Raw genomic sequence first — 21,188 nt, 5'->3', positions numbered from 1 at the left:
GGTGCGGTGTGCGGGTGGCGGTGACGTCAGGGTGTCGTGGTGCGCTCCGGGCTGCCCGGTGTCGGGTCGACGATCGCTCCGGGTGTGATCGCGGAGGCGGCGACGGGGAGGTGGGGCGTGCGGGTGTCTTCGAGTGCGTCGAGTTCGGCAAGCCATCGGGTGGAGAGTTCGTCGATGGCGGGCAGGCTGGGGTCGGCGACGACGGCCAGGTGCGCGGTTCCGGCGTATTCGGCCAGGCAGATCGACAGGCGGTGTCCCGCGGGCAGGAACATCAGCGGCAGCAGGGTGTGGATGCTGTGGCCGTGGAGTTCGAGGGGCCGTGCGGGACCGGGGACATGGGTGGCCACCACGGTGGTGCGCCGCGGATGCAGGACGCGGGCCAGGGCCCGACCGTGCCAACGAGTGGGCAGGGTATCGAAGAGGACGTCCGCGTCGGGATCGTAGCGGCCGGTCCGGATGTTCGCGGTGGCCAGGTGCGTGGCGGCCAGTCGCTCGGCCGCGGTGGGCACTCGGCACGGCAGGACGACGGGGACGCCGCGGTGGAAGTTGCCCACCGCGGTGCTCGTGTCCTCGCGCCGGCTGTCGAGGGGGACCATCGCCCTCACGGTGCCTGTGGCGTCGTCGGGCAGCCAGGGTCGCAGGGCACCGGCGAGGGCTGCCAGATACACGTCATTGAGGCTGGTGCCGCCGGCGCGCGCGATCGCCTTCATACGAGGCAGCGGCGTGTGGGCCCATCGGCGTAGCGGCGGGCCGGTCGGGGCTTGGACACGCGCCGGGCCGAGGTCGATCGCGTGCGCGGGCAGCGCGATGTCGATCGCGGCGCGCAGCAGGGCGCGCACGCGGCCGGGCGTCCAGGTGCGTGGTGGCCTGGGGGGTGTGCGGCGGCGCGGGAGGCCGGATTCCCCCAGCGCGGCGAGCATGACCCCGATCAGGGACATGCCGTCCATGAGGCCGTGGTGGGCGCGAAGGAGCAGAGCGAACTCGTTGTCACGGTGGCCGTGGAGCAACGTCATGCCCCAGGTGACGTCCGCGAGGGGTCGGGCGCACACGCGCTCGATCGCCGCGTGCAGCGCGACGTCGCCGCCGCGGGTGGGCAGCGCGACCTCCTCGAGGTGATCGGCGGGCGCGGCCGGACCGCGCGTGTTCGCGCCGGGCGCGCGGGCTCGGTCGCGCAGCGGTGGGTGGGCCGCGCGGGCCAAGTCGATCAGCGCGTGCAGTTCGACCGTCGAGGGCGCGGGGCCGGTGATCACTGCCACGCCACCGATCTCCATGCTCGAGTGGGGGTGCGCCGCCGCGTAGTCGAACCAGCGTTCGCCTGCCGCGGCCGCGGCGTCATGTCCGTGCACGGTGTTCTCCGTCGGATGTCGTTCGCATGACGAGAGGGCGGACGCGTGGGCGCAGGTGGACGGGGCGTGGCACGTCTGCGGCTCCCGCATCGTCGGCGCGCCGGCACGGCCGGATTCCGGTCACGTGCACGGTCCCGGCTTCTCGGGGTGTGTGGTGGGTTTCGCGGTGCCCCGGGCAGGTATGGCCGCGCGCGGGCGTGTTCGTGGTCACCGTGCGCCCACCGGGGCCGTCGTCGGGGCCTCGGATGATGGGGGTCGGTGGTCGGGGATCGCGGCGGCGACCTCGCGTACCAGTTCCCAGGCGTTGCGTACGGAACTCTGCGATGCCAGACGCGAACCCAGGGCCGCGCGCAGGACGTAGCGGCCGTCGACGGTGGTGGGCGTCACCAGGAGTCGGTGGGTGGCGTCCAGGTCGGTGCGCAGGCGTTCGGTGCGCGCGTTGTCGCCGACGAGGCGAAAGCACACCAGTCCGAGGGTGTGCGAGACGAGTTCGAAGCCGGGGGTTTCCCGGACCGAATCGGCGAACAGGTCGGCGAGCAGCAGCTGTTCGCGGATGTGCGTGCGCAGGCCGTCGATGCCGTGGGTGCGCAGGACGAACCACAGTTTCAGGGCGCGGAAGGGGTGCATGAGTGGCACCTGCCAGTCCCGGAAGTCGGTGACCTCGCCCGAGTCGCTGGCCCGGTTCCGCAGGAAATCCGGGCGGATGTCCATGGCGGCGGTGAGGCTGTGCCGGTCGGCCACCCACATGGCGTCGCAAGGCGGCCCCGTCAACAACCACTTGTGGCAGTTCACGGCGTAGGAGTCGGCGTGTTCGACGCCGTCGTTGATCCAGCGGTTCTCCGGGCAGACGGCCGCCGATCCGGCGTAGGCGGCGTCCACGTGCAGCCACGCGCCGAATTCCCGGCACACCGCGGCGACGGCGGCGAGCGGGTCGATGGCGCAGGTGCCCGTGGTGCCGACGGAGGCGACCACGATCGCGGGAACGATGCCCGCGGCGCGGTCGGCCGTCAGTTGCTCGCGCAGGGCGCGAGGGTCCATCGCGCACGTGCCGGCCGTGGTGGCGATCAGGCTCGGTTCGCCCAGGCCGGCGATGCGCGAGGCTTTCGGGACGCAGGAGTTCGCCTGGTCGGTGCAGTACAGGCGATAGCGACCCTCGGTGCCGTGCTCGCGCCAACGCCCGCCCGAGGCCCGGTACAGGGCGGCGACCACGGCCACCAGGACCGCCGAGGACGCGGAGTCCTGGAGGACCCCGCCGCCGTCCCCGCCGCTGAGGAACCGCTCCGGCAGGCCCAGCGCGACCGCGAGGTGGTCCAGGACCGCCTCCTCGAGTTCGGTGGCGGCCGGGCCCGTCGACCACATCATGTGCTGGACCGCCAGACCCGATGCCAAGAGCTCGCCGACCACCGACGCGGGGCTGGTCTGCGTGGGGTAGTAGCCCAGGAACGACGGGTGTTGCCAGTGCACGAGGCCGGGCATCACCACACGCCGCACATCGGCGAGCACGTCCTGGATCGGCTCGCCCCGCACCGGCACGCCGTCGGGCAACATCGCCCGCACGTCCCCGGGGCGAAGCTCCGGCGTCACCGGCAGGCGTTCCTCGCGCAGGTCCTCCCAATAGTCCTCGAGGATCTCGGCGACCATGCCGATCGCGCCGCGAAACGAATCATCCATGGGAATTTGTGACATGACGGGTAACGTACCGCACAAATCTACTGAAACGGCCCATATGACAAGCGAATCCGTGCTGTGGCTGGCTCCTCCGCACCAACTGCCCCATGACCTCGCGACCCTGCACGCGGCCGCGAACCGACCTGATCGTCACCACACGCCCCCAGGCCACGGACGCGTCCGCGAACGCAAGCCTCGCGAAGCCGTGTTCGACGAATACTTCGCCGTCGCCCGGTGCGCGTGTGCCCCCGCGCCCCTGTTGATCGACGCCCTCGACGACACCCTCGCCAAAGTGCGCGCCCTGTCCCGGAACCCGGACGGGACCCCGACGGAGCCCGACCTCGAACTCGCCGCGCATGCCGCCGGGCTGACCCCCCGAAGCGACCCCCACGAACTCCGGACGCACGCCACGGTCCGCGAACGCTGGATCCAGGGACACCGACTGTTCTTTGCCCTCACCCAGGCGACCATCGTCGCCCTGCGACACGCCCTCCACGCTCCCTCGCCCGCCGGATCCGCCGTCGGCCTGGACAGCGCCGCGCACTTCCTGCGCGCCGGCGCGTCCGCCCTGCGTGTCACCGCGAGCTTCGGCGTCGACGACTACCACGACATCGTCCGGCCCTCGATGGCCCCACCGCACGTTCCCCGAACGGGATTCTCCGGCCTGTGGTCGGCCGATCACCGCGTCCTGGTGTGGAGCCTGCGCGAGTGGGGCCGGGTCGCGCCGGCGAAGTCCTCCACCCTGCGACCCGCCCATCGACGCCTGGTCGAGGTCCTGACGGACGTCCACCACGCCCACGTCGGGGTCTGTTCGCGCTTCGTGGGCTCCGGCCCCTCCCTGCTCCGCGGCGCGGAACCGGGGGTACAGGCGCTGGAACGCCTGTGCCGGCGGCGCCGCGCCGACCTGGACGCCGCGCCCGCCGGCAAACCGGTCCGACTTCCCGACGCCAGGGACGCAACGCTCACTCGTCACCACTGAATGCCACCCGCTCGGGCGCCCCCGGACTCGCTCCGCCGACCGCACGCGGTCGGCGGGATCATCATCGGACGGACGGACGGGGACGCGGGTCCGGCCGCCGCGGCGTCGCCGACCCGTGCGGGCCGGGCGGCCCGACACCCGGCGGCTGTGCGGCTACCGCCTCGGATCGGCGGCGGTTTCGAGCAGGGTCTGCGCGGCGGAGAGCGCGGCCTGGGCCGCGTGTGGGTCCGCCAGATGGTCGGCCACCACGGTGGCGCCTTCCAGAAGAATGAGCAACTGCCGGGCCAGCGCTTCGGGTTGCGAGGCGTTCGCGGCTTCCGCGATCGACGTCAGGAGCTCGAGGTAGCGGGTCAGGTGGCGGGTGGCGATGGGAGCCGCAGGGGCGGCGTGTCGCTGCGCCGCGGCGTTCAGGATGGCGCAGCCGCGGAAGCCCGGGGTGGCGTACCAGGTACCCAACGCGTCGAACACGGCCGCCAATCGGGCGGCGGGGTCGTCGCCGGCAGCGGAGGCGGCGGCGGTGATCCATGCGAGGACGCGGTCGGAGCGGACTTCCAGGACGGCCTGGACGAGCCCGTCCTTGGAGCCGAAGTGGCGGTAGAGGGTCTCCTTGGAGATGCCCGTCCGAGCGCAGAGCTCGGCGATGCCGATGCCGTCGAGACCACGCTCGTAGAGCAGTGTGGTGGCGGAGTCGACGATCGCGTCGCGTGTGCGGGTGGGGTCGAGGGTCGCACCCTTGGGAACCGGCATGCACATGATAGTACCGATCGGTTCGATGTTCTGCTAGCTTGCGGCGTCGGACATCGAACCGATCGTTTCCATCTCGGGAGGCAGACGTGGGCAGAGATCCGATCGCGGACGACCACGCAGTCGGGCTCCGGCCTCCGGCGGCGACTGTGCCGGTGGCCTTCGAGAGCTCCGGCGTACCGCTGCTGGGCGTCCTGCACCTGCCCGGCGGACCGGGACCGCACCCGGTTGTCGTGCTCTTGCACGGATTTCCGGGCAACGAGCGGAACTTCGACCTCGCACACGCGCTGAGCCGGGCCGGATACGCCGCGCTGGTCTTCCACTACCGCGGATCGTGGGGTGTCGAAGGCTCCTGGTCGTGGGGCAATGTCCTGGAGGATTCCGCCCGGGTCGTCGGCGCGGTGCGGGAACCGCGGTTCGTGAACGCGCATCGGCTCGACGAGAACCGCCTCGCGGTCCTCGGGCACAGCCTGGGGGGTTTCGCCGCGCTGCGCACCGCCGCCGCGGATCCGGGTGTCGCGGCGGCGGGCTCCTTCGCCGGGTTCGACCTCGGTGTGGCAGGGCGGGCGGCGCGCACCGACGCGGCGGTGCGCGAGTCCCTCGTCCGCGCATTCGGGGAGTCGCTTTCGCCCCTGCGCGGGACGAGCGGCGAGGAACTCGTCGCGGAGATGGAAGCGGCCGGTCCGGCCTGGGAGTTGGCCCGGCTCGCCCAGCGACTCGCCCACCGTCCGGTGCTGCTGGTCGCGGGCACGAGGGACGACGTCTCACCCCCGGAGACGCACCACTACCCGCTCGTGGCGGCCTACGAGTCCCGGCTCGACCGGCTGCGCCACACGGTATGGCCCACCGACCACGCCCTGGCGGATCACCGAATCGCCCTGGCGCGTACGGTGATCGGGTTCCTCGACCGGGATCTCGGGCCGGCCCGGTGATCGCCACGTCGCTGCGCCTCGCGCTCGGTACGGCGGTCGCGCTCGGCTTCGCGCGCTTCGGGTACGGCCTGGTCCTCCCGGCCATGCGGGCCGACCTGGGATGGAGCCTCGGGAAGGCCGGATTGCCGACCACCGCGAACGGCGTCGGCTATCTGGGAGGCGCGGGAGTCGCCGCGGCGCTCGCGCGGCGGTGCGGCACCACGTGTACCTTCCGGGCAGGCATGATCGTGTGCGCCGTTTCCCTGGCGCTGACTGCCGCCGATGTGGGTTTCGCCGGGATGGCCGCGGCGCGGGTTTCGGCCGGGTTCGCCGGCGCGCTGGTGTTCATCACGGGCGGTGTGATCGCCTCGCGGACCGCCGAGCGGACCGGGTCTTCGCTCCCCATCACCGTCTACTTCGCGGGCGCGGGACTGGGCATCGCCTTGAGCGGGGCCCTGCTGCCGCCGCTGTTGGCCGGGTCGCCCGCGAGGTGGCCCGTGGCGTGGATCGCGCTCGCCGCGGCCTCGGCCCTGGCCACGGCGGTCGGTTGGGGTGCCGCCCGCAGCGCGGACTCGCCCGCCGAACGAGGCGACGCCCGAAGCGGATGCCCGATCGCGGGCCTGGGGCGGCCCGCCGTGGCCTACCTGCTCTTCGCGGCCGGCTACATCGCTTACATCACGTTCCTGTCCGCGGCACTCGAGGAGCGCCACACGGGGACGGGGCAGGTGGCTTCGATCTGGGTGGTGCTGGGCTCGGCCGTCGTCATCGCCCCTTGGGTCTGGAGGCGGGCGTTCAACACATGGCCGCCCGAGCGCACGCTCGCCGTGCTCCTCGCCGTGCTCGCGGCGTCCGCTTGCCTGGCGCTGATCCGGCCGCCGGAGCCCGCGGGTCTCGCGGTGCTCGTGCTCTCGGCCGCGATGTACGGGCTCACTTTCATGGCGGTGCCGGCGTCGGTGACGGCGCTGATCCGAACCAACGTGCCGCCGCCCCACTGGTCGCGCACGCTCGGCGCGTTCACCGCGGTGTTCGCGATCGGGCAGACCGTCGGCCCGTGGGCGGCAGGCGCCGTCGCGGACCGGACGGCGGCCGACGCCGCGCTGGTCTGGACGGCCGCGCTGTGCGCACTCGGAGCCTTGGCCACGACGTTGCCACGATCACGGGTCGGACCTCGTACAGCGGTCGGCGCCGACGGCCGACGGGATCTTCGGTGACGGCGACCCGACCCCGGGCGAGTTCCTCCGGCGCCCATATCCTGCGTGACATGATCAACTCGTATGCGGACCTTGACGATGCCGGAGTCGCGATAGCGGCGGCACGCGCCGGCGCGGACGTAGTGCGCAGCATGTACGGCCGGCGGCTCACGCGCATCGACAAGGGCGCCGGGGACTTCGCCACCGCCGCCGACGTGGAGGCCGAAAAGACGATCCTCGGCGTCATCCGTGCCGCCCGACCCGACGACGCCGTCCTCGGCGAAGAAGGCGGGCAGCAGGGTGCCGCGGAGACGGAGCGCCGGTGGCTGGTGGATCCCTTGTGCGGCACGCTGAACTACGCCGTCGGCAACATGCTGGTGGCCGTCAACGTGGCGCTGCGCAACGGGGCGGCGGCGGTCGCCGACCCCTTCAGCGGCGAGATCTTCTTCACCGACGGTGAGACCGCCCGGGTGCGGCACGAGGGGGTCGATGCCCGGCTGTCGCCCACCCCCGACACCCGACTCGTGGATGTCAACCTGGACCCGCCGTTCCCCGGCGCACCCGGCTTCCGGGCCGTGGACCTGTTGGCCCAGCCCGGGTTCGTCGAACGGTTCCGGCCCCGGGTCGTGTCCACGACACTGGCATTGGCCTGGGTCGCGGCAGGCAAGCGCGCCGCATACGTCACCGACGGCGGCGATCTGTCCGGGAGCGTGCATTTTGCCGCCGGCATCGCGCTGTGCCGAGCCGCCGGCTGCGTGGTCACCGGCATCGACGGTGCCCCGATCGGGCAGGCAGGCCGCGGACTCGTCGTGGCCGCCGACGGTGAAACCCACGAACTGCTGATGTCGATGATCCGCAGCAGCAGCCGGCACCGCACCTGACCGGTCGTCCCCGCCTCAACGGGCCGGCGCCCTGTCGAGAGGGAACGGCGCCCTGTCGAGAGGGAATGGACCGGGCAACTGCGGCCATCCCTGAACAGAGGGCGGGGACAACCGACATCAACCGCGGCCCGCTCAGCACGGGCGCTGTCGAACCCGTGCACGGTTCGACACACCCACGGGCGCCGGCCGCCTCCCAGGCCTGCTCCGGCCGACGCCGTACCGCGAGCCCTGCCCCCGGGTCGCCGGCCCGTGGGGTCGTACCCGGCTCACCCCGAGGGCAGCACTCGCAGGTGTCGGTGGCGGCGTAGCCGTGCCGTGGAGACGGCGGCCAACGCCAGCGAGAACACGAGGGCGGCCACCAGGCCGTGGGCGACGCCGCGAACGAGGAAGGCGGTGTCGGTGTGGTCGATGGCGTACGTGCCGATCTCCCGTCCCGACCAGAAGGGCATCAGTCGCGCCGTGGTCGTCGCGGGGTCGGCGACCATCTGCATTCCGACCGTGACGAGCAGAAGCAGCGTGCCCTCGAACTCGCCCGGCACCAGGGCTCCCAGGAGCAGGCCGAACGGTGCCGCCACGGCCACGCACAGCACCATCGCCACGGCGAGCGCGTCGCGGCGCACGTGTGGTTGGTCCATCGTGACGATCGCCAGGTAGGGCAGTGTCACCACCACACCGATCAGCCACAGGGCGAGCATCCTGCCCATCCAGAGGTGATGCGCCCGATAGCCGGACAGGCGAAGTCGTTGGTCGATCGAGCGTCCGTTCTGCGCGACGAACAGGGCGGAGCCGCTCATCGCCCAGCTCAGACCCACGAACAGGAACCTGATCGCCTGTCCGGGGTGGTCGGCGCGTTGCATCAGGTAGAACGGCAGGGGGAACAGCAGCAGGAGAAGGAGCACCACGCGGCGCCGCAGAATCTCTCGGCCGGTCATCTCGGCAATGGTCGACAGTCGCGTCACCGCAGGTGGGTTCCCTTCGGGTGGTGCCGGCCTCGAAGGGCCGGGGCTGCTTCGTGGCGCGGCGTCAGATCGACGACCGTGTCGGCTCGTTCGAGCCGATCCAGCAGGTGCGTGACCACGACCACGGCCCGGCCGCTGTTCGCCCATTCCCGGACCTGGTCCCAAAAGTGCGTGTACGAACCGTGGTCGAAGCCCTGATAGGGCTCGTCCAGGAGAAGCACGTCCGGATCACCCAGCGCGGTCAACACCACCTCGAGTTTTTGTCGGGTACCGCCCGACAGGCGCGCGGCCGCGGTGGGCGCCGGCTGGGGCCATCGCAGGTGTTCGGCCATGGCCCGCCCGGCTCCACGAGAGCGGTTGCGGCTCAGGCCGCGGCCGGCGCCGACGAGTGCGAAATGCTCGTCGGGGGTGAGGAAATCACTGGTTCCCCCGCCTTGCGGGCAGTAGCCGATCGACCCGCGCACCACGATCCGACCCGCGTGTGCCCGCTCCAGTCCCGCGCAGATGCGCAGGAACGTGCTCTTGCCGCAGCCGTTCGCGCCGACCACGGCGGCCACTTCCCCGGCATGCACGGTCAGGTTGACATCGTCGAGCAGTGGGCGCCGGCCGTGCCGCTTGCCGATGCCGCTCGCCTGGAGTCGAGGCGGCTCCGAGGGAACGACCCGGCGTTTTACCGGTGTCGGCGGCGTGCCGAGACTCTCGTATACCGCCGCCGCGTAGGCCGAGGGCGTCCCGAACGCGCGGAGGGGATCCTCGCCCGCCTCCCACAGATGCGCCCGCGTCTCGTCCAACACCCGCGCGACCTGATCCGCCGGCAGCCCGCGGAGTCGAAGTTCGCTCGCCAACGAGCCGAGCCAATCGGAACCGGCGATCACTGCCGCACCCCTTCCCATATCGCGCCTACCCGCTGGGCGAACTCGGTCCATTCACCGGCCGCGGTACGCAACTCCCGGTCGCCCAAGGGCGTCGACCGGTAGTACTTGCGGGCCGGGCCCGCATCGCCCACACCCCAGCGGGACGTGATCAACCCGTCGCGTTCCAGACGCAGCAGCACGGGATACAACGTGCCGCCGCGGATCGTTCCGAGCCCCGCGGCCTCCAGCGCCTGCGTGAGTCGATATCCGTAGCTCTCGCCGTCGGCGAGCAGGCCCAACACACACAAGTCCAGTACGCCACGCAGCCATTGGCTGTGCCGCTCCGCGTTCATGTGGCGACACAGTAGCAGCACTATCTACCTGGTGCCGCTACTTAGTATCGATCGCCCGGAGCACGGACGACACACGGACGACACGCGGATGGGGCAGGCGTCACCGGCACCGGCGAGCGGTCGACAACGCCCGCTGCGCCGAAGGGATACGACCGTGTCGTCGACCTCGGCCGCGTCGCGGGTCGCGACGCCGGCGGCTCGCCGGTGGGCGTTGTTCAGGCCGAGCGGGTAGCGGCCGCGCCTGACCTCCGGCCCACTCGTCGGTTGCACCGGGGTCGACGTCGGCCCGGAACTTCACGGTCCGTTCCCGCCGTCCTGCCGGATCGCCGCACATGCAGCCCGCTGTGCCTCCGGAGACGGGACCACTTGCCGCGATTGGGCGAATCGCAACATGTTGCCGGACGGATCGACGAACGCGCAGTCGCGGACGCCGCCGGGCCTGTCGATCGGTTCCTGCATCACCTCGGTGCCCGCAGCCTCGATGCGCTCGAAGGTGGCGTCGCAGTCGTCGGTCGCGAAGACGAGGGGGCCCAGCAGACCGTTGGCCATCAGGCCGGCGATCGCCTGCCGGTCGGCCGGTGGGACATGGGGGTCCGCGCCGGGGGATTCGAGGACGATCCGCACATCGGGCTGTGCGGGCGGGCCGACGCTCACCCGTCGTATCCGCCCGGAGCCGTGGCCGTCGCGTACCTCGAAGCCGAGCACGTCACGGTAGAAGCCGAGCGCCGCGTCGAGATCGTGGACGGTGAGCGTGCAGGACGAGAGCCTGAGGTTCGTACGGGTCACCTCCGCTCCTTGTCGCCACCGGGAAGTACGACGATGTCGCGGTCGCGGAGCCGGTCGGGGTCGGTGTCGATGTCGATGCGGGTGATCTTGTCGTCGTCGACGGTGAACGCGAAGACGGCCTTCGGCCGGCCCAGGTGCGACCAGACGGCAGCCGGTACTCCGTCGACCAGAGCGAGCCGGGCGGCCTGAGCCCGTCCGGCGAAGAAGGCCGCGACCTCGTGGCCGCCGCGGATGTCGCCGACCACCGCGTCCGGATCGAGCACCTCGACCAGGGCGGCGAAGTTCCCGCTCCGGGCGGCGGCGAGGAACGCGTCGATGATCTCCCGTTTGGCCGATCGCGCGGCATCGGATGCGTCGGCGGCTCCTTGTACCCGACGCCGGGCCCGGCTGGCGAGCTGCCGCGCCGCCGCCGGGGAGCGGTCGGTGATGGCGCCGATTTCGCCGAACGACACCGCGAAGACGTCGTGCAGGACGAACGCGAGCCGCTCGGCGGGAGTCAGCGTGTCCAGCACCACCGTCAGCGCGACACCGACCGAATCGGCCAGCAGCGTCTCGTCCTCGGGGCCGGACGGGCCGGTCGGCCGGATGGTCGCATGCGGCGCCTCCGGCTCGGGCGGCAGCGCCCCGGCCGACTCCTCCCGCCGATTCCGGCGCGCCTCGAGCATGTTCAGGCACACCCGGGCGACGATCGTGGTCAGCCATCCTCCCGGGTTCTCGATCTCGCCGGTGTCGGCGCGGCTGACCCGCAGCCATACCTCCTGCACCGCGTCCTCGGCCTCGCCGGGCGTGCCGAGCATCCGGTAGGCCACCGCGTGCAAGCGGCCCTGGTGCTCGGCGAACTGCTCGCTCACCCAGTCCTGATCGACCATGTGTCACATTCCTTCGTCTCGTCGGTCATTACTGATTGACCGGTGAACCCGTGCCGATGTGACATCCGGGCCAGACCCGGCGGTCCGGCCTGCCGGCGGTCGGACGGCACAGCACCTCAAGCACCAGGGAGACAAGCATGAAAGCGCACGTGAGCTCGATCCTTCTCGGCGTCCGGGACATGGAGGCGTCCAAGCGGTTCTACACCGAGGGGCTGGGCTGGAAGGTCGCGAACGACTACGGCATCTCGGTGTTCTTCGAATCGGACGGCGCCTCACCCGTCGGCTTCTACGGCCGCGAAGGCCTGGCCGACCAGGTGGGCACGAGCCCGGAAGGCAGCGGATTCAGCGGGCTGGTCCTCACCTACGTCGTCCGCAGTGAGGCGCGGGTCGACGCGGTCGTCGCGGAGGCAGCGAAGGCCGGCGCCACGATCCTCAAGCCCGCCGGGGCCCTGCCCTGGGGCGGGTACGGCGGCACCTTCGCCGACCCGGACGGCTACATCTGGAGCCTCGCCTACAGCGCCCAGGGCGAGGACCAGCCCTACGCGGAGTAGCCGCCGAGGACAGCGTCCGGACATGGCGGGACGCGGTCCTTGCCGGCCACGCGGGACGGCCCCTGCCCACCGGTGAACTCGCGGCGCGACCGCCGCGACCGGCGCCGACGGGCGGGTTCGGCGCGACCGCGGGTCGGGCGCGACGCATTCGGTTCACGGACGGGCACCGAGCCCGGCCCGCACGAGCCCGACCCGCACGCGCCCGCCCCGCGCACCGCCGACGGCGAGACGTTCCGTCGCTATGTGCCGCGAACCGTCCGAGCGCACCGCCGGCCCCGAGGAGATCACCGCCGCCCGCACCTCGCGGCATGCAGGTCACCCGCAGCACGGGCGACGGGGCCCGAAGAACGTCGCGGATTTCCGGTTCCCGGTATGCGCCTGGGCCGACTACTCCACCCTCGGCGGCGTCAACGTCGTCGGCTTGGCGCAAATGACGATCGGCGGCGAAGGCGCCTGGCAGGACGAGGTCGCCGCGTTGACCGTCAGGCTCTACAACAACGGCCCGCCAAAGGGCCTGACAGGCGGCGGGGGAGCAGCCCGACCGAAGCGGTCGGCCGGGCTGCTCCGGACAGCCTCCCGGTCAGCCGGGCATGGCGGTGCCGCCGTTGATGCGAAGTATCTGGCCGGTGATGAACTCGGCGGCGGGTGACGCGAGATAGCAGACGGCCCAGGCGACGTCGTCGGGGTGGCCGATCCGGCGGAGGGCGGCGGCTTCGATGTTGCGTTCCTGGGGGATACCGGCGGTCATGGGGGTGGCGATGACACCGGGGGCGACGGCGTTGACACGGACGCCGTCCGGGCCGGCTTCGACGGCGAGGGTTTTGGTGAGTTGGGCGACGGCGGCTTTCGACATGGCGTAGCAGGCGATGTTGGGGCGCAGGGTGTCGATGGCGCTGGAGGCGACGTTGACGATGTTGCCGCTGCCTTGGGCGGTCATGACCCGGGCGGCGGCGCGGCAGCCGAAGAAGACGCCTTTGAGGTTGACGGCGAGGACACGGTTCAGGTCGGCTTCGTCGGTGTCGACGACGCGCCGGGCGTGCGAGATGCCGGCGACGTTGACCATGGTGTCGAGGCGGCCGTGGCGTTGTGTGGTGCGGTCGATCAGGTCGTCGACGGCGGCGGCGTCGGTGACGTCGAGGGGGTGGTGCCAGGCGCGGTCGGTCCCGTGCGCGGTCTCGATCGTGTGGGCGGTTGTCGCGGCACCGTGGCCGTCGTGGTCGGTGCAGATCACGGTGGCGCCGCAGTCGGCGAGGCGCAGTGCGGTGGCGCGGCCGATGCCGCCGGCGGCACCGGTGACGACGGCGATCCGGTCGGTCAGGTCGTGGGCGGGGTTCACCGGCTGTCCCTGGTGGTGGTGAGGGTGCGGAGGGCCTCTCGGGAGGTGGTGGCGGCGATGCGGTAGATGCCGCGGCCCATGAAGGAGGTCTCGGCGTCGAAGCGCCGGGTGAACGCCTCGGCCGCCGCCTCGTGGGCGCCGGTGTTGTCCGGTGCGGCGAGGACGGCGAGTTCGGCGAGGTGGCAGGCGAGTTGCAGATCGTCGCCGATGAGATCGCGGGCTTTGGCGGCGAGGGCGTCGGCGCCGCCGGCGAGTTCGGCGAGGACCGCGGCGAGTTGCTCACGGGGAGCGGGGAGCAGGTCGGCGGCGTAGCCGTTCCACCAGCCGCCGTGCAGCCGGATGACGTTGGCGGCGATGAACTCGGGGCGGTCGTGCAGGGGTTGCAGGTACGGCAGGTCTGCCAGGTGCGGCGGGACGCGCAGCGTGTCGAGGATGGTGTCCGGGCGCTGACCGGCGTTCAGCGCGTCGAGGGTGTGGGCGACGATGTGGCGCAGGAGTTCGGCGGCGTTGCCGAGGCGTTCGCGGATGGTGGCGGCGCCGAGGATCGGCATGGAGTGGCCGGGGATGAGGGTGTCGGGGCCGACGGCGGCGATGCGGTCGAAGGCGTCCGCCCATTCGTCGGCGTAGCGCTGGACCTTTTGCGGGTTGCCGGCGTTCGGGCACACCCCGTTCCACAGGTCGCCGACGCAGACCACGCGTCGGCCGGGGATCCACACCCAGGTGGCGTCGTCGGTTTCGGCGCGGGCGTGGTGCAGGTGGAAATTCTCGCCGCCGATCCGCAGGGTCAGCGTGTCGTCGTACACGGTGTCCGGCCAGAATATGTCGGTCTCGTGCCGGGGCCACCAGGTGCGCGGGCCGCCGGACTGGCGGGCGTTGACGGTGGTGTTGAGGTCGGCGGTGCGGATGTAGCGGCGGAACCGGTCCATGACGGCGCGGTGCGCCACGATGCGCGGGGGCGGGTCGCCCCGTTCGGCCGCCTCGGCGAGCAGCGGGCCGTGTCCGAACGCGTGGTCGATGTGCGCGTGGCTGTACACGACGGTGTGCAGCGGCGCGTCGGTGACGGTGCGGATCAGGCGCAGCAGTTCCGGTCCGTCGTGCCGCATCGCGGTGTCGACCAGGACCAGGCCCTCGTCCGTCTCGATCACCGCGACGTTGACCACTCCGGCGGTGACCTGCCACGTGCGCGGCGCGACCTCGATCGCCCGGCCCTTCGGCTCTGCCCAGACCTCGAACAACCTGCCCATGGTGCCGGACGGAGTGCGGTGCTCGGCGGGAGCCGGCGTGTCCGCGGTGTCGTCGGGCGGGGCGGCGAAGGGGTCGTTCATGTAAACCTCCGAGAGTCCAGAGCGTCCATCGCCTGATTTAAACAGATGATTGAATCAGGCGATGGAAACAGGTGATGGCTATCATGGCTCCGGTGTGATCGGCAAGAACCAGGAAGGCGGTACACGGTGGGCAGCAGTGGCGGGGCGCGGATCGGCGGCATGACCGAGACCGACGGAGACACGACCGCGACGCGGCTGATCGAGGCCGCCGAGCGGCGGATTGCCGACGCCGGTGTCGACGGCGCCTCGATGCGCGCGATCAACGCCGAAGCGGGCGTGAACGTGGCCGCCGCGCACTACCACTTCGGCTCCAAACAGGCCCTCGTGAACGCGGTGCTCACCCACCGCATGAGCCGTCTCGCGCAGCGCCGCGCGCGCTACCTCGACCGGCTCGGCGTCGCCGACACGCCCGAACTCGGCGCGGTCGTCGAAGCCTTCGTACGCCCCCTGGACGAAATCCGCCGGGAGGAGCCCTGGGGCCCGACCTATCTCGGCTTCCTTGCCGCCCTGGCCCGGGCCGCACAGCCCTGGCGCGACCGCCTGGCCGAGCAGGCCGCTCTGCACCGGGCCCCCTTCGACGCCGAACTCGCCCGTGCCCTGCCCGCGTTGCCGCCCACCGTCCTTCGCACCCGCTTCGCCTGGGCCGCACTCACCATCGTCACCGCCCTCGCCGACGCGCCCCCGACCGACGACCACAATGCGCACGACGTCGCCGACGCACTGATCGACTACACCACCGGCGCACTGGGAGCAGCACACCGCTGACCACACGCGAAACCGGACGACAGCGGCCGTGAACGGCACGCCGCCGACCCGTCGGAGCCGGCAGGCGCCACCACATGGCGTGCGCGTCGCCCCGCCCGCACGCGCACCGCCCGCCCCCGAGCACGCGTCAACGCGTCTTCAGGCCGCAGTGACCACCTTTCCCACGCCTCGGCCTCCGACGGTCCCTCGGCGAACCAGCCGGTCGCGCGGCGCATGTCGTCGGTGGCGGCGCGGTCGGTCGCCGCACCGTCGCGGTGGTGTCACAGGGCGCGTCGGTGCCCCCGTCGCGCCGTCACGAGACCACGACCGCTTCCGTTGCCCGGGCTCCCCGGTCGGCGGCAGGCACGCGGGACTCCGGCAGGCTCTCGCGTGTCTTCGCCCAGTGCAGGAGGTCGGCGTCGGCCAGTGTGCTCACCCACATGTCGGCGAGAGCCAGTTCCTCGTCGCGAGGGTCGGCACCCACGCCCAGGACGCGCAACCCCGCCCGCGTCGCGGAGAGGATGCCGCAGTACGAGTCCTCCACCGCCAGGGTGACGGCCGGAGTGGCGCCGCAGGCTCGGGTGGCGGCGAGGTAGACGTCCGGTTCGGGCTTGGGGCGCAGGTTCGCGTCCGGGACCACGACGTCGACGAAGCGGTGGAGCAGTCCGGCGTGTGCCAGGCCCGACTTCACCACGTCACGGGGGCAGTTGCTCGCCACCGCCAGGGGTGCGAAGTACGAGGCCAGGCGTACGAATTCGACCGCCCCGGGAATCGTCACGGGATGGGCCGCGACCAACTTGCGGAAGTGTTCGAGGAGTTGCCCGGTCACCTGGTCTGCGTGGCTGGTGGGCAGGCCCACCACTTCGGTCATGAGCCGCCCGCATTCGGTGAAGTGCAGGCCCTTGGTGCGTTCGCCGAAGTCGGCCGGGGTCGGGACCCCGTACCCACGAAGCACGAGCTCACGCGCTTCTTCCCAGTGGCATTCGCTGTCCAGCAGGGTTCCGTCGCAGTCGAAGACGATGGCTGCCGGGGTCCAGGAGAGGAGGGAGTTGCCTGTCATCGATGGGGCCGTCCGATCGAGAGAGGGCGGGCCCCCGAGATGCCCGCGCGAGGTCCGGAGACGGCGTTGTGGGCCGACCCGAAACATAACGCTCATTACGTTAGGTTGGATACGGTAAGTAATCAAATAATGACGCTTTGACAGCGTGTTGCTCTCGATGCGGGTGCGGGCGGGTGCGGGCGACCCGTCGGTCCGGTGGTACGCGTCGCGCTCCGGGGTGCCGGTCACGATGGGTGGCCGCGTCGTTCGGTGATCCGCCGGCAGGTGAGGAGGCGTTCGCGTGGGTGGTCGGGACGGCGCGTTCGGGGCTGTCGGCCGTGGCTATTCGGCGTCCGCGCAAACCTTCGGGGCGACTCCGGGGCCGTCCGTTGTACCCGCCAGGGCGCGGGCCAGGGTGGCCTCGGCGCGCGGGGGATCGGCGAGCAGGGCCGGCAGGAGCAGGCGCCAGAGGTCGGTCAGGTCGTTCTCGATGTCGGCGCGGCCGGAGAGCGCGTCGGAGACGGTGTGCATGCCGAAGAAGGCGTGGATGATCGAGCGAGCCGCCGCCGCCGGATCGACGCGGTCCGCGAGATCGCCTTCCTCGCGCGCGCGATCCAGCAAGGCGTGCGCGGCGGCGATCCAGTCCACGAAGGGGGTCGGCAGTGTCGCGTCGATGGCATAGCGCTCTCCCCACAACCGTGCCCCGCCACGGACCACGGGATCGTCGCGATAGGCCCGGGCCACCGCGAAGCTGAGCCGCACCAGACCCTCCAAGGCCGGTGCGCCCGCCGGGATTTGCCGTTCGATGAGCTCCGGCCAGGTGGCGAAGTGGGCTTCGACGATCGCGCGGGCCAGGGCATCCTTGTTGGTGAAGTGGAAATAGATGGCACCGCTGGTGAGTCCCGACGCGTTGCCGATATCGCTGATGCTCGTCCCGGCGAACCCTCGCTCGTGGAACAGGCGTGCCGCCGTCTCCAGAAGGGATTGGCGAGTCGCTCCGGCCCGTTCCTGCACGTGCCACCTCCAGCTCGGATATCTGCGTAGAAACTAGTGCCGTTCGGGCTCGTGGTGACGCACCACGGACGCGACACGACATCGCTCGGAAGCGGAACCGTCGCACCTTCCAAGGCGCGCCTGATGCCGCGAGAGTCGTGGCGAGAGGACGACATGCACCATCCCGGCCCCTGGGTTCTGCTTGTATCCATGACTACGTTCGGTGGCCGCGCAGCGTCTTCGGGCCTGTCGGCGAGGCAGTTGAGTTGGTCGCGCACCGTGGCACGGGAGTCGGTGCACCGGGCTTCGGTGGCCGAGGTGTTGTTGACCGATGTGGTCCGTCTCGCGGAGGCGACCTTTCTGGCCGCGGCCCAGTGGCCTCGCTCGCATCCCACATTCCCGCCGTCCGGCGACGGCGGACACAGCCGGCTGATGATCGTGGAAACGCTCCGTCAGCTGGGAATCTTCATCCCGTCGCAGTTCTTCTCCGTGCCCCTCGAAGCGCACTTTCTGATCAAGGACCTTTTTTACGGCGTGAACGTCGCCACGGAGCCGCGTTTGCGGAGCGGCGCCACCGATATCACCTGTTTGGCCGAAGTCGACGACCTGCGGCCCACGCGCGACGGGCGCGGACTTCGGGGCATGCGCTTGCGCATCCACCTCTCGGCCGGCCTCACAACCTTCGCGCGCGCGGGCGGCAACGCGCGATTCCTGGACGCGGGCACGTATGCGGCTCTGCGCGGCGATTCGGCCGGGGTCCGAGCGCCTCGGCCGTGCCGCAGACCGACACCGGAGGCGGTGGACGCGGTCCTGCCCCGCGACGTCCTGCTCGCACACAGCGGGGGCGGGATCCTGGAACTGGACCCCGCCGATCACCTGCATCCCTTCTTCTTCGATCACGCCGGCGACCACGTGCCCGGGATGGTGCTCGTCGAAGCCGCCCGGCAGGCGATCGCACTCGCGAGCGACGGCGAGCTGTTGCGGCCGACGGCGTTTCGGCTGCGGACGCCGTACTTCACCGAGTTCGATCCGCCGGCCCGGGTCGAATGCTCCCTGCACAGCGGACGCCAGGCCTCGTTCCGTTTCCGGCAGGGGGCGGGCCACACGGCGACGGGGGCGTTGCGGTACCGCTGAGACGGGGCCGACGGTCGAGTCGCGCCGCGGTCGCCGCCCGCGAACGCGCGGGTGACGAAACGTCGACCCCGGCGGGCAGGCCGAGGTTCTCCGGCCGGCAGGACAACGCGCTGTGTACCTCGGTCGGGTCGGAGATCGGGGCGCTCTCGGACAAAAGTGAATGAAAACAGGAGAAAAGGAAAATAAGTGCTCGGGTGCTCGACTGCTCGGAGAGTACGTTCCGCCGGGTGGCGACCCCGCCGGGCGCCCGCCCTCCCGTCCGTCCCGGCCGGCGGTGGCCGGTCCGCTCGTTTGCAGAAAGGTGCGGGTATGGCGCGCGCGATCTGGACCGGTGTGATCAATTTCGGCTTGGTGACCGTCCCCGTCGGGCTGTTCTCGGCGACCGAGGACCACACGATCCACTTCCACCAGCTCCAACGCGGCACCGCCGACCGGGTCCGGAACCAGCGAGTGAACGAGCGCACGGGCAAGGAGGTCGACTACGCCGACATCGTCAAGGGTTACGACACCGGCGACGGCCGGTACCTCACCGTCGAGCCCGACGAACTCGCCGACATCGCCCCGGGCCGGTCCCGAAGCATCGACGTCACCGCTTTCGTCGACCTCGCCGACATCGACCCCATCCACTTCGACAAGACCTACTACCTCGCTCCCACCAAACCCGAGTACGAACGCGTCTACGCCCTGCTGCTCCAGGCGCTGGAGCGCACGAACCGCGTCGGCATCGCCCTGTTCGTGATGCGCGGCCGCCAGTACCTGACCGCTCTGCGCGCCCGGGGGCGGGTACTGACCCTGGAAACGCTGCACTTCGCGGACGAGATCCGCGATCCCACCGCCGAACTCGACCATCTCCCGAAGAAGACCGCGTTCAAGGAGCGGGAACTGAAGATGGCCGAACAACTCGTCGAGGCGATGGCCGCCCCCTGGCACCCCGACGAGTACCACGACACCTACCGCGAACGCGTCGAGGAACTCCTGGAGAGCAAACGGCAAGGCAACGAGATGGTCTCCGCCGAGGAAGCCCCCGAGCCGACGAACGTGGTCGACCTCATGGACGCCCTGCGCCGCAGTGTGGACACCGCGGGCGGGCGCGGCCGTACCACGGCCGGCCGCACCAAGCCCGGCAAGGGCGAAGCCGCAGGCTCCGCCAAGCGTCGCGCGGGGACGACGACCCGCCCGCGTGGGAGGAAGGCCGGCCCCACCGGCGGGAAGTCTCGGCCGAGGACGGGCGACAGGGGCGACAGCGGCGGGAAGGGCGGCTCCGCGCCGAACGGCAAGGCCGGGAACCTGTCCGCCTTGACCAAGGCCGAACTGTCCCGCATGGCCGCCGACCTCGAGGTACCGGGACGCTCCAGGATGACGCGCGACCAACTCGAGGACGCCGTCCGCGACGCCGGCGGCACGAAGCGCGCGCACGGCAAGCGCAAGGCGTCCTGAACACGTCCACGGCGACCTAACCCCAAGTCATCGATGTACTACGATGAGTGCGCATGTCGGACGGCTGCGGCCCGGTTTTGGTCCGTCGGAGCGGACGGATTGTCCGCGGAAGGACGAGGCAGCCGAGTGGAGGAGGGGCTTCGGGACCCTCGGCGGGTCGGCGCTCCTGCGTGACCGTCCGGTTCATCCGTGATGAAGGGGGCCGTGCGTGTCGGTCTATCCGCCGGAGCCATGGGAGCTGCGCGGGCAACTCCACATTTCGCTGTTCGCCGTTCCGAGGCGTCATCTGTCCGCCGACACGCCGGAAGGGACCCGGTCCGTGACGATCGCCGGACGTCGCCTGGTCGCCGCGGCCTGGGTCGTGTACGAGCCGGGGGGCGTACTCGCCTACCGCGAATTCCTCGTGGCGATGCTGGTGCGCGAGGGACTGCGTCCGAGGGCCTGCATCCGCGACATCTGGGTCGACCATACGATTGCGCGTGACGGTGGCCGCGCCCTGTGGGGCATCCCCAAGGAGATGGCCCGTATCGACATCCGGCAATACACGGACGGTGGAGTGAACGCACGGGCGGAAACCGCACATTGCCTGGCCCGCGCCGAGTTCACGCCCCGCTTGACGGTGCCCCGGCGATGGACCATCGCCGGCCGGATCGTCCAGACCCTCGACGGCCGTGCGAAGAGGAGCCGCGCACGCGTGCGCACCGGTTTGCGGATCGCGTCCGCCCGCTGGGAGTTCCCGCTCGACGGCCCGTTGGCCGCGCTTTCCGGCCGGCGCCCCCTCGTGTCACTGTCGCTGCGCGACTTTCGGCTGCGCTTCGGGGGCTGACCCGAAGGGCTCGCCGCCCACGCTCCACCATCCGCCGGAACCGCCGGGCACGCGGCGCCGGGGGCTGCTCGCAAGGAGCGCCTCATCCGGTCGTCGCGGTCGTGGCGGCGTGGGTCGTCCCGACGGCGAGCGTCCCCCGGTGCCGGGCGCGGGGGGGGGGGGGGGGGCGGGGCCGGGGGGGGGGGGGGGAGGAAAAGAAAAGGAACCCCTCTCCACGCGCTCTTCCCTCCCTTGGGCATACTTCCCCCAAACCTCGGGAAAAG

22 protein-coding genes are annotated in these 21,188 nt (G+C 71.4%); 10 read left to right on the top strand and 12 right to left on the bottom strand.

The window, feature by feature from the left end; all coding sequences use genetic code 11:
* Positions 1 to 26: 26 nt before the first annotated feature.
* Positions 27 to 1,346 carry a wax ester/triacylglycerol synthase domain-containing protein gene (locus ACZ4FV_RS19370; protein ID WP_465322961.1) on the bottom strand — a complete coding sequence of 440 codons (1,320 nt, stop codon included), beginning with the start codon at positions 1,344 to 1,346 and terminating at the stop codon, positions 27 to 29.
* Between the two features lie 207 nt (positions 1,347 to 1,553).
* Positions 1,554 to 3,032, bottom strand: a complete 1,479-nt coding sequence (locus ACZ4FV_RS19365) for a pyridoxal-dependent decarboxylase (protein ID WP_465322960.1) — start codon at positions 3,030 to 3,032, stop codon at positions 1,554 to 1,556.
* A gap of 40 nt (positions 3,033 to 3,072) precedes the next feature.
* Here ACZ4FV_RS19365 and ACZ4FV_RS19360 point away from each other — a divergent pair, with 40 nt between their 5' ends.
* Entirely contained in the window at positions 3,073 to 3,993 is a 921-nt protein-coding gene (locus tag ACZ4FV_RS19360) for a hypothetical protein (protein WP_465322959.1), read from the top strand.
* Between the two features lie 153 nt (positions 3,994 to 4,146).
* On the opposite strand, the gene ACZ4FV_RS19355 is transcribed toward ACZ4FV_RS19360, so the two are convergent.
* Positions 4,147 to 4,740 (bottom strand): TetR/AcrR family transcriptional regulator, encoded by a 594-nt coding sequence (locus ACZ4FV_RS19355; protein ID WP_395872370.1) that lies wholly within the window; start codon positions 4,738 to 4,740, stop codon positions 4,147 to 4,149.
* A 152-nt stretch (positions 4,741 to 4,892) separates the two neighbouring features.
* Between ACZ4FV_RS19355 and ACZ4FV_RS19350 the strand changes: the two genes are divergently transcribed.
* The 3 genes from ACZ4FV_RS19350 to ACZ4FV_RS19340 are packed head-to-tail and all read left to right on the top strand — an operon-like array spanning position 4,893 to position 7,719.
* On the top strand, positions 4,893 to 5,669 hold the full coding sequence (locus ACZ4FV_RS19350; protein WP_465322958.1) for an alpha/beta hydrolase family protein: 777 nt from the start codon (positions 4,893 to 4,895) through the stop codon (positions 5,667 to 5,669).
* Positions 5,666 to 6,859: a YbfB/YjiJ family MFS transporter gene (locus tag ACZ4FV_RS19345; protein WP_395872366.1), complete on the top strand. Its 1,194-nt coding sequence runs from the start codon at positions 5,666 to 5,668 to the stop codon at positions 6,857 to 6,859. The genes ACZ4FV_RS19350 and ACZ4FV_RS19345 overlap by 4 nt, the downstream gene beginning before the upstream one ends.
* Before the next feature lie 50 nt (positions 6,860 to 6,909).
* On the top strand, positions 6,910 to 7,719 hold the full coding sequence (locus ACZ4FV_RS19340) for an inositol monophosphatase family protein (protein WP_465322957.1): 810 nt from the start codon (positions 6,910 to 6,912) through the stop codon (positions 7,717 to 7,719).
* Between the two features lie 266 nt (positions 7,720 to 7,985).
* Here ACZ4FV_RS19340 and ACZ4FV_RS19335 read toward each other — a convergent pair whose 3' ends face one another.
* The 5 genes from ACZ4FV_RS19335 to ACZ4FV_RS19315 all read right to left on the bottom strand — a co-directional run bounded on the left by ACZ4FV_RS19335 (position 7,986) and on the right by ACZ4FV_RS19315 (position 11,540).
* The gene (locus tag ACZ4FV_RS19335; protein ID WP_402241420.1) at positions 7,986 to 8,651 is read right to left on the bottom strand and encodes an ABC transporter permease; all 666 of its coding nucleotides are present in this window, start codon (positions 8,649 to 8,651) and stop codon (positions 7,986 to 7,988) included.
* Positions 8,652 to 8,674: 23 nt separating this feature from the next.
* On the bottom strand, positions 8,675 to 9,553 hold the full coding sequence (locus ACZ4FV_RS19330) for an ATP-binding cassette domain-containing protein (RefSeq protein ID WP_395872360.1): 879 nt from the start codon (positions 9,551 to 9,553) through the stop codon (positions 8,675 to 8,677).
* Entirely contained in the window at positions 9,550 to 9,885 is a 336-nt protein-coding gene (locus tag ACZ4FV_RS19325) for a PadR family transcriptional regulator (protein WP_395872359.1), read from the bottom strand. The genes ACZ4FV_RS19330 and ACZ4FV_RS19325 overlap by 4 nt, the downstream gene beginning before the upstream one ends.
* A 294-nt stretch (positions 9,886 to 10,179) precedes the next feature.
* Positions 10,180 to 10,671, bottom strand: a complete 492-nt coding sequence (locus ACZ4FV_RS19320; protein ID WP_402241416.1) for a VOC family protein — start codon at positions 10,669 to 10,671, stop codon at positions 10,180 to 10,182.
* On the bottom strand, positions 10,668 to 11,540 hold the full coding sequence (locus ACZ4FV_RS19315; RefSeq protein WP_395872355.1) for a sigma-70 family RNA polymerase sigma factor: 873 nt from the start codon (positions 11,538 to 11,540) through the stop codon (positions 10,668 to 10,670). Before ACZ4FV_RS19315 ends, ACZ4FV_RS19320 begins: the two co-directional genes overlap by 4 nt.
* A gap of 137 nt (positions 11,541 to 11,677) precedes the next feature.
* On the opposite strand from ACZ4FV_RS19315, the gene ACZ4FV_RS19310 reads away from it, so the two are divergent.
* Complete coding sequence (locus ACZ4FV_RS19310) at positions 11,678 to 12,091, top strand: VOC family protein (RefSeq protein ID WP_395872353.1); 414 nt, start codon at positions 11,678 to 11,680, stop codon at positions 12,089 to 12,091.
* Between the two features lie 241 nt (positions 12,092 to 12,332).
* Complete coding sequence (locus ACZ4FV_RS19305) at positions 12,333 to 12,740, top strand: hypothetical protein (protein ID WP_465322956.1); 408 nt, start codon at positions 12,333 to 12,335, stop codon at positions 12,738 to 12,740.
* On the opposite strand, the gene ACZ4FV_RS19300 is transcribed toward ACZ4FV_RS19305, so the two are convergent.
* Together ACZ4FV_RS19300 and ACZ4FV_RS19295 are read right to left on the bottom strand one after the other, a co-directional pair.
* Positions 12,672 to 13,427, bottom strand: coding sequence for an SDR family NAD(P)-dependent oxidoreductase (locus tag ACZ4FV_RS19300; protein ID WP_395872351.1), 756 nt, complete (start codon positions 13,425 to 13,427; stop codon positions 12,672 to 12,674). The genes ACZ4FV_RS19305 and ACZ4FV_RS19300 overlap by 69 nt on opposite strands.
* The gene (locus tag ACZ4FV_RS19295) at positions 13,424 to 14,752 is read right to left on the bottom strand and encodes an alkyl sulfatase dimerization domain-containing protein (RefSeq protein ID WP_465322955.1); all 1,329 of its coding nucleotides are present in this window, start codon (positions 14,750 to 14,752) and stop codon (positions 13,424 to 13,426) included. Before ACZ4FV_RS19295 ends, ACZ4FV_RS19300 begins: the two co-directional genes overlap by 4 nt.
* A gap of 159 nt (positions 14,753 to 14,911) precedes the next feature.
* Here ACZ4FV_RS19295 and ACZ4FV_RS19290 point away from each other — a divergent pair, with 159 nt between their 5' ends.
* Complete coding sequence (locus ACZ4FV_RS19290; RefSeq protein WP_395872348.1) at positions 14,912 to 15,517, top strand: TetR/AcrR family transcriptional regulator; 606 nt, start codon at positions 14,912 to 14,914, stop codon at positions 15,515 to 15,517.
* Positions 15,518 to 15,809: 292 nt separating this feature from the next.
* On the opposite strand, the gene ACZ4FV_RS19285 is transcribed toward ACZ4FV_RS19290, so the two are convergent.
* Together ACZ4FV_RS19285 and ACZ4FV_RS19280 are read right to left on the bottom strand one after the other, a co-directional pair.
* Entirely contained in the window at positions 15,810 to 16,556 is a 747-nt protein-coding gene (locus tag ACZ4FV_RS19285; protein ID WP_395872346.1) for an HAD family hydrolase, read from the bottom strand.
* Positions 16,557 to 16,877: 321 nt separating this feature from the next.
* The gene (locus tag ACZ4FV_RS19280; RefSeq protein ID WP_395872344.1) at positions 16,878 to 17,549 is read right to left on the bottom strand and encodes a ScbR family autoregulator-binding transcription factor; all 672 of its coding nucleotides are present in this window, start codon (positions 17,547 to 17,549) and stop codon (positions 16,878 to 16,880) included.
* Between the two features lie 189 nt (positions 17,550 to 17,738).
* Between ACZ4FV_RS19280 and ACZ4FV_RS19275 the strand changes: the two genes are divergently transcribed.
* The 3 genes from ACZ4FV_RS19275 to ACZ4FV_RS19265 all read left to right on the top strand — a co-directional run bounded on the left by ACZ4FV_RS19275 (position 17,739) and on the right by ACZ4FV_RS19265 (position 20,925).
* On the top strand, positions 17,739 to 18,662 hold the full coding sequence (locus tag ACZ4FV_RS19275; RefSeq protein WP_395872343.1) for a ScbA/BarX family gamma-butyrolactone biosynthesis protein: 924 nt from the start codon (positions 17,739 to 17,741) through the stop codon (positions 18,660 to 18,662).
* A 309-nt stretch (positions 18,663 to 18,971) separates the two neighbouring features.
* Complete coding sequence (gene ku, locus ACZ4FV_RS19270; protein ID WP_395872341.1) at positions 18,972 to 20,099, top strand: non-homologous end joining protein Ku; 1,128 nt, start codon at positions 18,972 to 18,974, stop codon at positions 20,097 to 20,099.
* A 319-nt stretch (positions 20,100 to 20,418) separates the two neighbouring features.
* On the top strand, positions 20,419 to 20,925 hold the full coding sequence (locus ACZ4FV_RS19265; RefSeq protein WP_465322954.1) for an acetoacetate decarboxylase family protein: 507 nt from the start codon (positions 20,419 to 20,421) through the stop codon (positions 20,923 to 20,925).
* The last annotated feature ends 263 nt before the right edge of the window (positions 20,926 to 21,188 follow it).

This window comes from Embleya sp. NPDC025285 (assembly GCF_055558835.1).
The sequence above is the reverse complement of the archived record's forward strand: the minus strand, read 5'-3'. Positions and strand labels throughout refer to the sequence as shown.

Coding starts and splice junctions, on each gene's coding strand:
- ACZ4FV_RS19365 (WP_465322960.1), bottom strand. CDS start 3,032: ATGTCACAAATTCCCATGGATGATTCGTTTCGCGGCGCGATCGGCATG.
- ACZ4FV_RS19360 (WP_465322959.1), top strand. CDS start 3,073: ATGACAAGCGAATCCGTGCTGTGGCTGGCTCCTCCGCACCAACTGCCC.
- ACZ4FV_RS19355 (WP_395872370.1), bottom strand. CDS start 4,740: ATGCCGGTTCCCAAGGGTGCGACCCTCGACCCCACCCGCACACGCGAC.
- ACZ4FV_RS19340 (WP_465322957.1), top strand. CDS start 6,910: ATGATCAACTCGTATGCGGACCTTGACGATGCCGGAGTCGCGATAGCG.
- ACZ4FV_RS19335 (WP_402241420.1), bottom strand. CDS start 8,651: ATGACCGGCCGAGAGATTCTGCGGCGCCGCGTGGTGCTCCTTCTCCTG.
- ACZ4FV_RS19325 (WP_395872359.1), bottom strand. CDS start 9,885: ATGAACGCGGAGCGGCACAGCCAATGGCTGCGTGGCGTACTGGACTTG.
- ACZ4FV_RS19315 (WP_395872355.1), bottom strand. CDS start 11,540: ATGGTCGATCAGGACTGGGTGAGCGAGCAGTTCGCCGAGCACCAGGGC.
- ACZ4FV_RS19310 (WP_395872353.1), top strand. CDS start 11,678: ATGAAAGCGCACGTGAGCTCGATCCTTCTCGGCGTCCGGGACATGGAG.
- ACZ4FV_RS19305 (WP_465322956.1), top strand. CDS start 12,333: ATGTGCCGCGAACCGTCCGAGCGCACCGCCGGCCCCGAGGAGATCACC.
- ACZ4FV_RS19295 (WP_465322955.1), bottom strand. CDS start 14,752: ATGAACGACCCCTTCGCCGCCCCGCCCGACGACACCGCGGACACGCCG.
- ACZ4FV_RS19290 (WP_395872348.1), top strand. CDS start 14,912: ATGACCGAGACCGACGGAGACACGACCGCGACGCGGCTGATCGAGGCC.
- ACZ4FV_RS19285 (WP_395872346.1), bottom strand. CDS start 16,556: ATGACAGGCAACTCCCTCCTCTCCTGGACCCCGGCAGCCATCGTCTTC.
- ACZ4FV_RS19275 (WP_395872343.1), top strand. CDS start 17,739: ATGACTACGTTCGGTGGCCGCGCAGCGTCTTCGGGCCTGTCGGCGAGG.
- ku (WP_395872341.1), top strand. CDS start 18,972: ATGGCGCGCGCGATCTGGACCGGTGTGATCAATTTCGGCTTGGTGACC.